Here is a 15814-nt window from a genome sequence, read left to right on the forward strand (position 1 = left end):
TCGTTATCTTAGACAGGTGTGCGATCCAATAACACTATATTTCGATCTGGTGCAACTATATCTAAGTATGGTTGGGTCAGTGCGGGACGCGGCGCGCGGTCATGTCGGCCTGCGCGCCATCCGGCGGGCCGTTGAGTTCCTCGGTCACCCGACTGACGGCAAAGTCGATGAAGCTTCGCACCCGCATCGGCATGGGCGCGCGGCGAGGATAGCAGAGCATCACCTTGCTGCGCTCGCTCGTATGTTCCGGCAAGACCTGCACAAGCCGCCCCGCGTCGAGTTCCCGGCGCACGAGATACTGGGGAATCTGCGCGATGCCCACGCCCGCGAGGGCGGCCTGGATGATGGCGCCGTCGTCATTGAATGTGGCCACGGCGTTGATCTGGCCACGCGGGCTCTCGCCGCTGCCCGCCGGATCCCATGTGCGCGCTCTTGCCGAGCGCGTGTCGCGACGACCAATGCAGCGATGCCGCCCGAGGTCGTCGGGCGTTCGGGGCGCGCCGCGCTGGCGCAGGTAGTGAGGCGCGGCGCAATGCACGAGCCGCAGCGGACCGAGCGAGCGCACGACCCAGCGGCATTCGGGCTCGCTACCCACGCGCACGGCGACGTCAATCTGTTCGTCGAGCACTTCGTTGTGCCGCTCGTCGATCGACACATCGAATTCGATCTCCGGATGCCGTTCGCTGAATTCCGCGATCAACCGCGTGAGCATGGCGCTGATGCTCGGGGCTCCGCCAATCCGGATCACACCGCGCAAGTCGGTATTCGAGCGGCAGACTGCGCTCATGCTCGACTCGATCATCTGAATGCCCTGGCTCAAGGGCGTGAAGAAAAGCGTGCCCTCTTCCGTGAGGCTCACGCGGCGTGTCGAACGATTGAACAATTGCACCCGCAGTGCGCCCTCCAGTTCCGACACCGCACGGCTCACCGCCGGCGTGGACAGTCCCGATGCGCGCGCGGCTTGCGTAAAGCTGCCCAACTGTCCCACCGCGATAAAAGCCTTGAGTGATTTGAACATGTCCATAGCGAGTCCCTCCACGTGTGGTTAGCGCCGCGCACCATGCCGGATTGCGCGTGCTGGCGATGGAGCGATGATGGACAGACAGGCGGCGGGACGTGCGCGAATTGGCCGCGCGTTTATAGATTCGCACGGTCATCCGCCGCTCGTCCGGCATTCTGGCGAACGCCCGGCTCCCCTTGCACCAATCATGCGCACAATGGCCCGTATCAACATCGCCGGGCGCGACCCGCGCCGCATGCGTGGCCGTCGCCCCGAGAGCCACGCGTGACTCGCACCGGTCGGCTCTTACGCGCATCGAATATTTTCCCGTGCTACTTTTGGCGCTCTTCTCGACGAAGTCTTTGCCGCCACATTTTCGATGCAATCCAAGGCGAAGCGCGCGACGGTCATGTAACGACTTGTCTGCGGCGGCAGGACTTCATGAAGAAGACGTAGCGAAGTATCGATACACCAGCAGCGCGGCCGGATGCGCGTCAGACACTGTCACGCCCTGGCTGCCGGCTTTTTATCGATTGTCCAGAAACTCGACATACGCATGGCCGCAAAATGACCACGCAAGGCACGCCTTCCCGCTCGTCCGATACGTCGATCGAAGATCGCGATGCAGACGGCGCGGGAACCACAAGAAAGCCCTTTGACATCGCCTGGTTCGACGGGTGCCACAAGCACGAACTCGATCACTCGGACGGCGTCGTGACCGGCCTGCTCACCGAGCGCGCCGGCGATCGCCATTGGCTCGCACGCTATGAAACGCATTCGTCCGCTTCCGCATCCGAGCGCCTGAAGCGCGAACTGGAATGGAGTGCGCGAATCCGCTTGCCGTGGGGATTGCCACAAATCGCCACGCTCTGGCAGGACGAGCGCGTCATCGTCATCTACCCGCTGTCGTCCACGGCAACGCTAGCATCGAATGTCGATCCCCGGCAGTTGACGATCGACGCGTTCTTGCGGATCGCCATCGGTGCAACGCGCGCGCTGAGCGACGCGCATGCCGCGGGAATCTGCCACGGCGACCTGCGGCCCGCGAGCATCGTTCTCGGTGACGACGGCACGGTCAGTCTGATCGGCTTCGATCCCGAAGCCCCCAAAGCGTATCGCGAGCGGCTGAACGCCCAGCCATTCCTCGCGCCCGAGCGTGGCATCATCGATGCGGAGCCTGATCATAAGCGCGAAAAGAGCGCCGACCTCTACGCTCTCGGCGTCACGCTCTATGCGCTGCTGGCCGGGGCGCTGCCATTCACGGCCGAAAGCGCGGCCGGCTGGTATCACGCGCGCCTTGCGGTCGAGCCGCTGCACCCTTCGCGGCATCGGCCCGATGTGCCCGATATTCTGTCCGTCGTGTTGCTCCGGCTGATGGCGAAAGATCCGCTCGAACGCTACACGAGCGCCACGCAAGCGCTAGCGGACCTGCAACTCATTCGCGACGCGATCCGTTTTCATGGCCATGAAACGCCTCTTGCCGCCGATGCCGCCGTCTCATCGCGCTTGCTCAGCATGTCGAGCATGCTCTTTGGCCGCGCCGCGGAGAAAGCCCACCTCGACCGGGCGCTCGCGCGCGTGGTCGAGACCGGAAAAACCGAGCTGGTATTCATCTCCGGCAGCGCGGGATCCGGAAAATCGGCGCTCGTCGAGTCGCTGTTCAACGACGTACGACGCCGCGCCTTTCGCTATGCCTCCGGTAAAGCCGACAAGCAACGCTCCGGCATTCCGTATGCGCCTGTCGTGCAGATCGTCCGCACGCTGACGCTCGAATTGCTTGGCGCGGATGACGACCTGCTGGCCGCCGTTCGCGAGCGCTGGATCGCGCTCCTCGAAGGCCAGGGACGGGCAGTCGCCGAACTCGTGCCCGAAGTCGAGCACATCATCGGACGGTGCACGCCGCTTGCCGAGGTCGCGGGTCCGCTCGCGCAGACGCGCCTGATTCGCGCACTGCTGAATACGATCGCGGCATTCGCCTCGCCGGGCGCACCTGTCGTGCTGTTCGTCGACGACCTCCAGTGGGCCGATCCGGCCTCGCTCAGCTTCCTCAAAGCCTTCTCCGCAGAACCGCCGCCAAACGTGTTATTGCTTTGCGCGTGCCGCGAGTTTTCCGCCGAACAGGTCGGTCAACTGCAATGGCAACACGCGTTGCGCGATAGCACGACGATGCATCTGACACACGTGCCGCTGCACTCGCTCTCCGTGGCGAACCTGACCGCGCTGATTGGCTTCACGCTCGGTGAATCGGCCGATCGCGTCGAAGCGCTCGCGCGCGCCGTGCATGCGAAGACGGGCGGCAATCCGTTCTTTTCCCGCCAGCTTCTGCGCATGCTCATCGACGATGAGGTACTGAGATTCAGCGTCAAGAGCGGCGCGTGGACGTGGGATGAGACGAGCATTGCGCAACGGCTCTACTCGGATAACGTCATCGACCTGCTGGTACGCCGCATTGAACGTTTCCCGCCCGAAGGCACGAAGCTGCTGGAAAGTCTGGCCTGCGTGGGGATTCGCTGTGAAACGGGATTGCTCGCTGAAATCAGCGGCCTGTCGAATGACGAGGTGCATCACACGCTTCGTCCTTTTGTCGACGCCAATCTGCTCGTGCAGGATTCCGACTCCTACGCGTTCCAGCACGATCGCGTATTGGAGTCGGCTTACTCGCGCATCGACTCCGCGTCGAAGCCGCTGCATCACGCGCACATCGCCTCGGCCATGATCGGCTATTGGCAGTCCAGACTCGCCGAGTACGCGTTCGAGATCGCGAGCCAGATCGAGCGCGCCGCCATGGACGCCCTGTCGCCAGACACACGCGTCGCGTACGTGGGTATTCTCATCCTCGCGGGCAAACGCGCGCGCAATGCGGCCGCGCTCGACCAGGCAACGGTATATGCGAATATCGCGCTCGCGATGGTGGACGAACCCTGGTGGTCGAGCCATTACGATCTCGCCTATGGGGCGAAACTACAGTATTGCGAGTGCTCGCTGGCGCAAGCGGCCCTCGTCGACGCTCAACACGGCGTGGACGATTTGCTTGCGCACCCGCTCACGCCGCTTCATCGGGCCGACGTGCATCGGATAAAGGCCGTCCTGAAGACCGTCCAGTCCGACTACGAGGGCGCGTTGTCGGCCGCGCTGGCCGGGCTGGCGCTTCTCGATGTCCATCTACATCGCGCGCCAACCGCAGAACAGATGCGGCGCGCCTGCGAGTCCGCCCAACGCGCGCTCAAGAACAAAACGATCCACCCCATGCGGCACCTGCCGCGCTGCGATGACCCGCGGATCCAGGTCATCATGGGGCTGCTCGCCACCATGACTTCGTCGTTTTTCGCCACCGACGGCGTTGGCATTCTGCATCTCGCCAAGATGGTCGAACTCACGATCGAACATGGCGTGACGCCCGAGTCTCCCAGCGGCCTGGCGTGGTTTGGCGTCCTTTTTGCGGGCATGTACGACGCCCCCGACGCAGGCTATGAATACGGCCAGGCCGCGCTGGCGCTGATCGACCAGCACGGTTTCGAAGCGCAGCGCGTGGCGACGCTCGTCGCAATCGACCAGGTCAGTGTCTGGACACGTCCCCTTTCGTTTGCCCTCGGCTATGCGCGCCAGGCGAGAGCGCTCGGACGCGCCTCGGGGGACATCGGAATGGCGTGCTATGCGTGCAATCACATCGTTTCCGACCTGATCGCCATGGGCGAGCATCTGTCCATCGTCGATGACGAAGTCGAACGCGGCCTGGAACTCACGGCCATCATTCGCTATCGGGATATCGAAGCCGTGCTCCAGGCGCAGCGCGACTTTGCGCGGGCCTTGATGAGCGCAGCGCCAGCGAGCGAGATCGATACCGACAATGCGTCCACGCAACGGTTGGAAAAACGCGAAGTCGATAACCTGGCCTCGGTCTCCCAGATCGCCCGATTCTTTATCTTCTTCTACGGCGGCCTGACGAAGATTTTCGCCAGGGATTATGCTGCGGCATTTTCCCTGCTGGATAAGGCCGCCGATCTCGCCTGGACCGTCCCCGCACACATCAACGTTGCCGATTCCAGGCTGTATCGCGCGATCGCTTTCGCGCATGCAGAAAACGTGTCCCCGACAAACGCTCTCGTTGAACTCTCCGGGCATCGAAGCCAGTTCGTGAAATGGGCCAATCGAAACGGTGCCACGTTTCGCAACAAGCTTCTTTTGATCGAAGCGGAAATCGCGCGCCTTCGCGGCGACGTGATGGCTGCGCTGATCGCCTACGAGCATTCCGCGCGGGCGGCGGAAACGGTGGGCTTCGTTCACGAGCAAGGTCTCGCTCATGAACTGGCCGGCGAGCTTTACCTGTCGCAGACGCTGGAATCGTCCGCGATGTATCACTTGCGTCAGGCGGCCGCCTGCTACCGCCGTTGGGGCGCGGTGAACGCGGAACAACGGCTCCACGAGCGGCATGCATCGCTGCTCGGCAACGCGGCCGAACAGACCGAGGTCGAGGCGCCCTCGCGCCAGCAACCGTTCGTCGATCTGGGCATCGAAACGGCGAAGACCATTTCTGGCGAGGCCGTCACGGAACGGCTGGTCGAAAAGCTGCTGAACGGCATCGTGGTCTACGCGGGCGCGCAATACGGACTCTTGTTGCTTTCGCACGATGACGGGCTCAAGGTCGTCGCGATGGCGCGCGTGGAGTCGACCAAGGTGGTCATCACGCACGGCAACGCCGCACCGGACGACGATGCGTTGCCATTGGCCGTTCTCAACAGCGTCGTTCGCACCCGCAACACGCTCGTATTCGCGGATGCCGGATTCGAGTCCCCATCATTGCGATCCCGCGTGGGCGCCGGGCGCGTGCAGCGCTCGGTGCTGTGCACGCCGCTGCTACGGGGAGGCTCGCTCGTCGGCGTCGTCTACCTCGAGAACAATCTCGCGCCCGGCGTATTCGACCCGACGCGCGTGACGGATCTCGAAGTGCTCGCGCCTCAGGTGGCCGTGTCTCTCGAAACGGCGCGGCTGTATGAACGGCTCGTCGACGAAAGCGATCACCGTCTGAATGCGGAAATCAGCCTGCGGGCCGCGCGCGATGAACTCGCGCGCACGGCTCACCTGACCGTGATGGGCAACGTGGCGGCCTCGATTGCGCACGAAGTCAATCAACCGCTCGCGGCCATCACCACCACGGTCGATGCGAGCCTGCGCTGGCTGCAGCGTGACCCCGCGGATCTGGAGGAAGTGACGTCGGGGCTCATGCAGATCAAGCGCACCAGTCTGCGCGCGCTCGAAATCATCCGCGCGTTGCGGGCGCTCGCCAAGCAGGCGCCTGCGGTGCTCGCACCCATGCGCGTCAACGACGTCGTGCGCGATGTCCTGGACTTGCTTCAACCCGAAGCGGAGGCGAGGCAGGTCAGCGTCGTGAGCCTTCTCGACGCTGCCGACGCGACGGTCGAGGCCGATCGCATACAGCTCCAGCAAGTCGTGCTGAATCTGTTCACGAATGCCGTCGAAGCGATGAGCGAGACCGCCGTGGACAGGCGCACGCTCACGATATCCACGCTCGTCGAGGGCGCGCAGGTCGTCATGTCCGTGCGCGACCACGGCGCCGGCATTCCGGACCACGTGATGGAGAGAATCTTCGAGCCGCTTTACACGACGAAGTCCACTGGCATGGGGATGGGGCTCGCCATTTGCCGCTCCATCGTCGAAGCGCATCATGGCACGCTCGATGCCTTCGGTCTTGACGATGGCGCCGAGTTTCGAATGACCTTGCCCATCGCCTGAGCGAGCTCGCCGATCTCGCTGCCAACGGCATATCAGGCAACCTGCTGTGTCGATGCAAGCGACGGTGCTGCAACACGCTGCGCCTGCCGCACCACATGGGCCGACAGGCGCACGCCGCCATCAGCTCGCGATGAAGTCGAGCAGCGCAGCGTTGACCTGATCGGCGTGGGTCGTGCACAGACCATGCGGCGCGCCTGCGATGACTTCGAGCTTGCCCGTCGGCACGCGTTGCGCCGAAAGCCGGCCCGAGTCGTCAAGGGGCACGATCTGGTCGGCGTCACCCTGAATCACGAGCGTCGGAATCGTCATCTTCTTGAGGTCGTCGTTGAAGTCGGTCTCCGAGAAGGCCTTGATGCAGTCGTAAGCGCTCTTGATCGAGCACTGCATGCCCGCCAGCCAAAACGCGTCGATGGTGCCTTGCGACGCCTTCGCGCCCGGCCGGTTGAAACCGTAGAACGGCAGCGCGAGGTCCTTGAAGAACTGCGAGCGATTCGTGCGCACGCCCGCGCGGATCTCGTCGAAAACGGACAGCGGCAAGCCGCCCGGATTCGCATCGGACTTGAGCATGATGGGCGGCACCGCCGAAATCAGCACGGCCTTCCTCACACGCTGCGTGCCATGCCGGCCGATGTAGCGCGCCACTTCGCCGCCGCCGGTCGAATGACCGGCCAGCACGGCGTCACGCAGATCAAGATGCTCGATCAGCTGAGCGAGATCGTCGGCGTAATGATCCATGTCGTTGCCCGCCCATGGCTGGCTCGACCGGCCATGGCCTCGACGGTCATGCGCGATAACACGGAAACCACGCTCTGCCAGAAACAGCATCTGCGCGTCCCAGGCGTCGGCGTTCAGCGGCCAGCCATGCGAAAAGACAATCGGCGTCCCGTTGCCCCAGTCCTTGTAAAACAGTTCCGTGCCGTCCTTGAGTGTGAGCGTCGTCATGATGTAACTCCTATTTCCCTGGATTGAGCGACATCAGCGCCGCATTGCGGTGTGCGTTTCGTGTCCACGAATGAAGCGCTGTGTTGCACGGTCCGCCGGATCGTCCGGCGTTGCGACGCAGTATTGATCAGTCGACGGAACGCCTGTTGCGCGGGCCACCGCTTCTTTGCGAATTTGCACGCTCATGCAACCGCTGATCGACATGTTTTATCGCTCAGCGAGTTTTCGGGGGCAAGAAACATCGCCGATTGCGGCCACAGTGACCGCTGCTTTAGATAAGATCGCGAAGGAGTCGAAGCTCAACGAGCTTCGCGCGAAGCGCTGGCGAAAGTAGCAACCTATTTAAAAAGGTCGGTTCCTCGAATCTATATTGCTTCAACGACCACTCTTTAGAATTCTGAAGGGCCCTTGCGGGTCGCTATGCGCTTTCCGGCTTGTCTGCGAGCTCTCATGAAATGCGCTTGGGCTGTGAACGCCGAAATTGCGAAGTTGTTGACGCGAACTCCGCCTGCACCATCCCAAATCAAAGGCTATAGAAGCCGGTGCAGCGCGCTCCACGGCTTCATCGCTGTCCGGGATGGGGAATCACCAGATCACTGACCAGAAAGCAAATCTATAGAGTAATCCGAATAAAGTACTCTACAGACCTAACGTGGACTAATCAGAAAATCTCGGAGAAATAAGAAATCGCCACCGATAGCAAACACATCCTTCAGGGCTGCTTCTGTTGGGACCGCCAGCGAACCATACCGTTCTGACTCGATCAGTAATCAATCCACGCATATCGTGCGCTCGCCGACGCAAGCGACGAAGCGGCCTTGCTGACGGCGCGTGACCACAACCTGCTGCGCGAATCGAAACCGCACCCGGGTTGCCCGCCGGACAGATGGCACGATCGAACAACCCGCTTCCAACCCGTCAAAACAGCCAGTCCACCTTCACCGATCCGCCTTGAGCCGATGCATGATCCGTGTTGATCAGTGCGTTGTAGTCGAGTGACACGGTGCAGTTCTTTGTCGGCTTCATGCCAATGCCGATACCCGCGGTCAGATAACCTCTCGGCAAGCTCGTTCCCGCTGCGGTAAACAGCGTGCCGTCCTGCGACGACACACTGATCGCACGGCCCGCGTCCAGCACCTCCCGCGCGTAGCCAACGCGGACTTGCACATCGACCGGTCTGAACGCATCGCCGAACGCCCGCTTCAGCGCGACCTCCGCATACGGTTGGAGACTGCGGACATTGTCGGTGCCGACCGTGAGATCCTGACCGCCCGCGCCGCTCTCATCGAAGCCATTGGCGTGCAGCCACGCATACCGTACGCCGATTCGCGGCGTCAGCACGAAGCCTGCGAGACCCATCGGCATGCCCGCCTGTGCCGCGCCCGTGAATTCCTGGCCGATGTGGTCGCCACTCGCCGTGCCGATGCCAGCGAACGGACGCTTTTGCGACATGAAATCCAGCCCATAGCCCAATGTCCCCGCGAGGCTGACCGGCCCGAGCCAGCGCCGCGCATAGATCAGCCCGCGCAACGCGTCCACGGTACCGGAATCGCCCGTCGCCTGTTCGCTCAGGTCGATATGCTGATAACCGCCCGCCACGCCGATCAGATCGTCATCGACCGAGCGGTCGAATCCGGCCAGAAAGCCATATTGATTCGCCTGAAATCCGGGTCGGCCGTCCGTGCCATCCACGTCGGTCTGCGCACCGGTTGCCACCGCCCAGCCGCTCGCATTGCGCCCACTCGCGCCGGCAGGCCGGTCGTCGAGACGATCCATCAAGGCGGACGTCACGCCCTGTGCGTTCATGACGGTCGCGGTCCCGACTGCCGTGTAGATACTTGTGTCGGTGGGCGCGACCACGGTGACGTTCACGCTCGTCGGCGCGGCGCTCGCGAGGGTGAGCACGACGTCGTTCGCGCCATAGGTCAGCGACGATTCAAGCGTGCCGAGCGTTGCGCCGCTCGCGAGCGTCGATGTCGTCGACGAAAACTGGCCGCTCACGCCCTTGCTGGCGGTGAGCAGCGTGTATTGCGTCGACGTGTACGTGCCCGGATCGTAGGTGATCGCGAGTACACCGTTGAGCGTCGCACTGCCGTTGACGCGCAATTGCGACGCGGCGCCCGGACTGACTTCGATCGCAAGCGTGGCCGTTGCCGTCTGCGTGTAATTGCCGCCGATGGTCAACGTGCCGATCGATCCGCCGGGCGCAACGGTGCCGTCGTTGCTGACGTCGCCGAGGATCGTGCCGTGACCGCGCAAGGTCGCGTCGCTGTCAACGTCGACGTCGCCGCCGAGCACCGCCTGCGCGTTGTCGGCATCGCCCACCTCCAGCAGTCCTGCGGACACTTCGGTCGTGCCGGTGTACGCCGAACTGTCGCCATCGAGTATGAACGCGCCCGCGCCCTGTTTGATGAGCTTGCCCGATCCGGTGAAACTACCCGAGAACACGCCGTCCGCGCCGGACAGCGTGAGCGTGCGCGTTCCGATGCTCACGCTGCCCGTACCCGACAGGTTGCTCAGAACCGCGCCCACAGTGGTCGCCGAAATATCGAGCACGCCGTTGTCCGCCACGCCGCTCGTCTGCGCGATGCTGCCCTGTCCCGAGAGCGCCAGCGTCGCGCCGCTCGCGATAGTCGTGGCGCCGCTGTAGCTGTTGGCGTTGCCAAGCGTTTGTGTGCCGCCCGTCACGCTCAAACCGCCGGTACCGGAGATCGTGCCGTCGAATGTGCCGCTCGCCTGCGTCACCGAGAGCGCGCGGGCGCCGAGCACCACCGCCCCCGATCCGGTGAGCGCCGTGATGGACGCACCGCCTGTGGTGGCCGAAATGTCGAACGTGCCATTGTCGATCACGCCGGCGGACTGCGCGATGCTGCCCGCGCCGCTCAACGCGAGCGTGCCGGCGCCGATCGTCGTCGTGCCCGTGTAGGTGTTCGCGCCCGTGAGGGTGAGCGTGCCGCCGCCCGCCAATGCAAGACCGCCCGTGGACGCGAGCGTTCCCGCCACGCTCGCCGTGTCGCCGGAGGCGACGGTCCAGGTCGACACGCCGCTCAACGTGAAGTCGTTGGCGAGACTCAATCCCGTCGCGCCGAACATCAGCCCCGCGCCGTCGGACAGGGCCACGCGGCCCGTGCCCAATGCCGTGCTGCTGCCGATGACGAGTGTGCCGGACTGAATCTGCGTGCCGCCGCTGTAGCTGTTGTTGCCGGACAGCGTCAGCGTTTGCGCGCCCGCCTGGATCACGCTGCCCGATCCGGAAATCGCGCTCGAAAACGTGGTGGCGGCGCTCGCCTCGTCGAATACGAGCGTGCCGTTGTCGACCACCGCGCCGGCGATCTGGCCGTCCGTCGCGCCGTCGCCCAGCCGCAGCGTGCCGGCGTCGATCGTCGTGCCGCCGGTATACGTGCTGACGCCGGTCAGCGTGAGCGTGCCGGTGCCGCCCACGATCACACTGCCCGCGCCCGTGATCGCGTTGCTCAACGTCTGCGCGCTCGTCTGGTTGAACAGGACGCTGCCCGCATCGATCGCGATGTTGCCGGTCAACGTCGAGCCCGTTTCGAGCGTCAGGGCGTTCGTGCCGCCGGTGAATTCGATCGCGTTGGCGGTTCCGCCGAGGCCGCTGCCGCCGGAAATCGTGCCGCTGTTCGTGATGCTCAGCGACGCCCCGACGATCCCCTCGCCCCCGCCGCCTTGCTGCCCTCCGTCACTACTGCCGCCCGTACCGCCAGCGATCGTGCCAGTATTGACGATGACCGTGCCGGCCGTGCCCGTCACGTCGACACCATCGCCGCCTCCGCCCCCGCCGCCCACGCTGCCGCCCACGCCCCCGTTGCCGCCCGCGCCGCCCGCGATGGTCCCGCTGTTCGTGAGGCTGCCATCGACCATCGACAGGCCGACGCCGCCTCCGCCCCCGCCGCCGTTGTACTCGTAGGTACCGCTGCCGCCGGCGCCGCCCGCGCCGCCCGTCACGGTGGTTGCGTTGATCAGGCTCGCGGACGCGGTGGTCGAGTCGACGCCCGCGCCGCCGCCGCCGCCGCCGCCGTCGAATGCCCCCTGGCTCCCCACTCCGCCGCCTGCGCCGCCGGCCTGTCCGGTGATCGCCGTACTGCCCGTAGTCGAGGCGCCCGCAGCGCCGCCCACACCGACGGTACCGGTCATACCGGGCGACGCATAAGCAAAGATGCTGCCGTCGCCACCGCTGCCGTTGGCGCTTGCGCTGCCAGTCGCGCCAGTCAGGCCGCCGCCACCGCCGCCACCGTTGCCACTCCCGCCAACGCCCCCATCACTGCTCCCCTGGCCTCCCGTGCTGTCCGCACGCGCGATCGGCGTCACGGCGATGCAACTCGCGGCCATGAGCACCGCACACACGCCTCTCAAAGGCGACGGCACACACGCGCCGCGGACGCCGCGGACTTCGCCACGCATCGCCGGCCGCGCGCTCACGCCCGTCCGGCTGTTCAGACCGTTCCCGCGACGATTCCCCGCCAGTTCCGATGCGACCCGCCACGCATTCGCGGCGGCGCACCAGACAATCCGGTAGATGTGGTTCATGGTTTGTTCCCCGTAGGCGGTGGCCTCGCGTGGTGTCTGCGCGCGCGTCCCACCGTGTTTGTTTTCGTCGTCGGCCGGTGTCAGCCGTTGTCTGGGCTTGCGGTGACGCCCTATGCCGTCACGTACGCGCGTCATGAACGCGCCGCCAACCTGCGGACCGGCGCGAAAAAGCGCAAACTTTCAATGCAAAACCGTCGAGCGCAGGGTAGTAGCTCCGCCCCGATCGTCCCATCGTCTAAACCAGGTATTTCGCGCGCATGCTGCTCTCGCAGGACCGGAAAAGGCGACGGCAAGTCCATCCGCCCGGGTATCATCGGCAACACCGGCTCCCTGCTGGATTCCGCGCGCCTTCGGGCATCACCGGCTTGCGCGCCAGCAACGGGATCTCCAACTGTTGCGTCTCGTCGGCAACCTGTTCCCCATGACCTCAGCTTCAGACGACCGCCCCGAATCCTTCCTGCCCAGCCCGCTTTTACTCGTCGAAGACGAACACCTGATGCAGTTGCGTCTGCGGTCGATTCTTTTAGGACTGGGATATGGCGAGCAGGAAATCTCGATCGCCGGGAGTCTTGCCGAGGCCCGCACGATCCTCGCCGAGCAACCGTTCGCCCTGACGCTGATCGACATCGGCCTGCCCGACGGCAGCGGTGTCGATCTCATACACGAGCTTCATGCTCGCGACCCGGCATTGCCGATGCTGGTAATCTCCGCGTGGAGCACGGAACAGACGATCGTTCAGGCGCTCCAGGCGGGCGCCTCGGGGTATGTGCTCAAGGAACGCGACGATGTCGAAATCGCGGCCTCCATTCGCAGTGCACTGCGCGGCGGCGCGCCGATCGATCCGTTCGTCGCGCGGCATATTCTGGGCCTCGTGCGCGCCGCGGAAGTTCGTGCGAACGCGCCTCCCGCGCCGCCGCTGAGCCCGCGCGAGACCGAAATTCTCGGCCTCGTGGCGAAAGGGCTCACCAATCGCGAGATCGCCGCGCTGCTCTTTCTATCGACCCTGACCGTCGCATGCCATATCCGCAATATCTACAAAAAACTGGCCGTCAGTTCGCGGACACAGGCGGTCTTCGAAGCCCGCACGCATGGTTTGCTGCCCTGAGGCGCATCCTGATTCTTTCGGTGTTGGCCATCGCGACACATGCCGGCGCGGCGCACTCGGCGGCAACTTGCCAACCCGACAATGGCGCATCGACATCGGGCTTCGATCGCATCGAAGCCGCCCGCTCCGGCTGGGATGCGCCCGCGCCGCCGCTAACCGGATGGACGCCCGTCACCTTGCCGGACGTCTGGGCCGGCCGCTGGCCCGGTTTCGACGGCGTGGTCTGGTACCGGTTGAGTTGGCGTCGGTCGGGCGCCGCCCGGCCCTGCGCCATCCTGCTCGACTACCTGAATATGGCGGGCGCGGTGTATCTCAACGGCAGTCTGCTCAGCCGCGACACGAACCTGACCGAACCGCTATCGCGAGCATGGAACACGCCGCGCATCTGGATCGTCGATAGCCCGGTTCTGCGCGACGGCGACAATACCCTGCTCATCCGCGTGTCGGGACTGGCCGCCTATAGTCCCGGACTCGGCAACGTGGTTCGCGGCGACCCCGCGCCCGTCATGGCGCAATACCGGCACGCCTTGCTGCTTCGCCAGGACCTGCAGTTCTTCGGTCTCGCCATCACGGTCACGCTGGGCGGCGTCTTCCTCGCGCTGTGGATCATGCGTCGGCAAGAGTCCGCTTACGGATGGTTCGCGGCGATGTCTATCGCCTGGTGGTGCTATGCCTATAACCAGATTGCGATCTCGCCGTGGCCATTCGCAACGACGCATGCGTGGGAGAAGTTCAGCTCCATCGCGTTTCTGCTTTATTGCGCGAGCTTCATGGTCTTCGTACTGCGTTTTTGCCGACGCCGCGCCCCACGCGCCGAGCGAGCGCTCTGGGCGATCGTGCTGATCGGCAGCGGCTGGCTGATCGTGACGCCCGGCTCGGCAATTGCCGATGCGCGAGCACTCTGGGCGCTCATACCGATGGCGGGTTTCATCGGAAGCTGCGGTCTGCTGCTGTGGTTTTCGTGGCGCAGCCGCGAAATCGAGCAGCAGATCCTGACGGTTTGCATGGTGATTTTCATTGCCGTCGGCGTTCACGACCTGCTGGTTTTTGTCGGCATCCTGAATACCAACATCTACTACGCCGTGTTCACGTCGCAAGCGCTCATGTTGAGCATGGCGCTTGCCCTTGCCTGGCGATTCGCCCAGAACGTCCGGAAGATCGAGCAGTTCAACGACGAACTGCGCTCCAGGGTCGATCTCGCGACGCAGGAACTCGCGCACACGCTGACGCGCCAGCATACGCTCGAGGTCGCGAATGCGCGGCTCGGAGAACGCCTCAATCTCGCCCACGATCTGCACGACGGTCTGGGCGGCACGCTGGTGTCGAGTATCGCGGCGCTCGAACACTCGCCCGCCGACATTTCGTCGGATCGCTTTCTCTCCATCCTCAAAGAGCTTCGCGACGATCTGAGAATCGTGATTGACGCGGCCGCTCACTCAACCGAAGACAGCGCTTCGCTTGCGGAACAGATCGGGCCGCTGCGTCATCGGATGACGCGCATTTTCGAAAACCGGCAAATCGAATGCAGCTGGTTAATCGACGGCGCGGATCCGTGCAATCTTTCGGCAGCGCAGGTGCTCGATATCACCCGCATACTGCAGGAAGCGTTGACGAATGTGCTCAAGCACAGTCGCGCGCGCCGCGTGCAGATCGTACTGCGTACGACAAAGAACGCGTTCGAGCTACGCGTCACCGATGACGGCGTGGGATTCGAAACGCATGGGCAAAGCGGATCGCACTATTCGACCGGTCTGCGCAGCATGGCACATCGTGCCACACGCTTGGGCGCGACATTCGAAGTATCCAGCGCATCAGGATCGACTCACGTCGTCGTGGTCAAACCCGACGTGGAGGCGGCGAATCCGCCGCCTCCGCCTTAACCGCGCGCATTGGACGCGCGCATTGGACGCGCTGATGCGCTTACTTCCAGTGACCGCTTCCGCCCCCCGTTCCGCCTACGGTGCTGACGCCACCTGACATGAAATTGCCAAGGAATTTGCTGCCCTTGCCAAAGAAGTTCACGTTCAACATGACCGGACTGGCATTGAACTGAAAGCTGCGGGTGTCGGCATAAAGCAGTTCGATGTCTTTCGTAAATACGGTACCGAACAATGCGCCGCCGCCCGGGCTGGAAATGCCGCCGGCATTTCCGGTGAACGTTTTGATCGGATTGCCGTATTTCCGGTCCGCCGTCGTTTCAATATGAAAGCGCAGATAAAAGATGGCGCTGATGACATTAGCCTTTGCCGGATATTGCTTACCTTCTTGTGCCGCGCGCAATCCGGACGACACCAGCGCGATGTCTTCGGCAGGCAATGCCGATCGCATGGACTCGGTAAAAAGTTTGATGAGTTCCGCGGGGTCCGCCTTGACCAATTCGTTTTCCATTTTCACGATCTCCTGGTTGGGCAACGCGTGACCAATTTGCTGAAGGTCGTTACTCACCTTCGTGGAACGTGTTCGTTTTT

Annotated in this window: 8 protein-coding genes; 3 read left to right on the top strand and 5 right to left on the bottom strand. The window is 63.9% G+C overall.

Annotated features, from left to right (window positions below; genetic code table 11):
• Positions 1–76: 76 nt before the first annotated feature.
• Together SB764_RS00835 and SB764_RS00840 are read right to left on the bottom strand one after the other, a co-directional pair.
• Complete coding sequence (locus SB764_RS00835) at positions 77–1018, bottom strand: LysR family transcriptional regulator (protein WP_176080674.1); 942 nt, start codon at positions 1016–1018, stop codon at positions 77–79.
• A 486-nt stretch (positions 1019–1504) separates the two neighbouring features.
• Positions 1505–1753, bottom strand: coding sequence for a hypothetical protein (locus SB764_RS00840; RefSeq protein ID WP_410862607.1), 249 nt, complete (start codon positions 1751–1753; stop codon positions 1505–1507).
• Between SB764_RS00840 and SB764_RS00845 the strand changes: the two genes are divergently transcribed.
• Entirely contained in the window at positions 1715–6751 is a 5037-nt protein-coding gene (locus SB764_RS00845; RefSeq protein ID WP_410862590.1) for an AAA family ATPase, read from the top strand. The genes SB764_RS00840 and SB764_RS00845 overlap by 39 nt on opposite strands.
• A 120-nt stretch (positions 6752–6871) precedes the next feature.
• Here SB764_RS00845 and SB764_RS00850 read toward each other — a convergent pair whose 3' ends face one another.
• Positions 6872–7693 carry an alpha/beta fold hydrolase gene (locus SB764_RS00850; protein WP_065062953.1) on the bottom strand — a complete coding sequence of 274 codons (822 nt, stop codon included), beginning with the start codon at positions 7691–7693 and terminating at the stop codon, positions 6872–6874.
• Between the two features lie 918 nt (positions 7694–8611).
• Positions 8612–12241, bottom strand: coding sequence for an autotransporter domain-containing protein (locus tag SB764_RS00855; RefSeq protein ID WP_410862332.1), 3630 nt, complete (start codon positions 12239–12241; stop codon positions 8612–8614).
• A gap of 421 nt (positions 12242–12662) precedes the next feature.
• Here SB764_RS00855 and SB764_RS00860 point away from each other — a divergent pair, with 421 nt between their 5' ends.
• The gene (locus SB764_RS00860) at positions 12663–13346 is read left to right on the top strand and encodes a response regulator transcription factor (protein ID WP_065063053.1); all 684 of its coding nucleotides are present in this window, start codon (positions 12663–12665) and stop codon (positions 13344–13346) included.
• Positions 13347–13366: 20 nt separating this feature from the next.
• The gene (locus tag SB764_RS00865) at positions 13367–15226 is read left to right on the top strand and encodes a 7TM diverse intracellular signaling domain-containing protein (protein ID WP_410862334.1); all 1860 of its coding nucleotides are present in this window, start codon (positions 13367–13369) and stop codon (positions 15224–15226) included.
• Positions 15227–15266: 40 nt separating this feature from the next.
• On the opposite strand, the gene SB764_RS00870 is transcribed toward SB764_RS00865, so the two are convergent.
• Positions 15267–15791 (bottom strand): VapA/VapB family virulence-associated protein, encoded by a 525-nt coding sequence (locus SB764_RS00870; RefSeq protein ID WP_410862336.1) that lies wholly within the window; start codon positions 15789–15791, stop codon positions 15267–15269.
• Positions 15792–15814 lie beyond the last annotated feature (23 nt).

The sequence above is a fragment of the Paraburkholderia sp. SIMBA_027 genome (assembly GCF_046535315.1).
In the GTDB taxonomy this organism is placed as follows: domain Bacteria; phylum Pseudomonadota; class Gammaproteobacteria; order Burkholderiales; family Burkholderiaceae; genus Paraburkholderia; species Paraburkholderia tropica.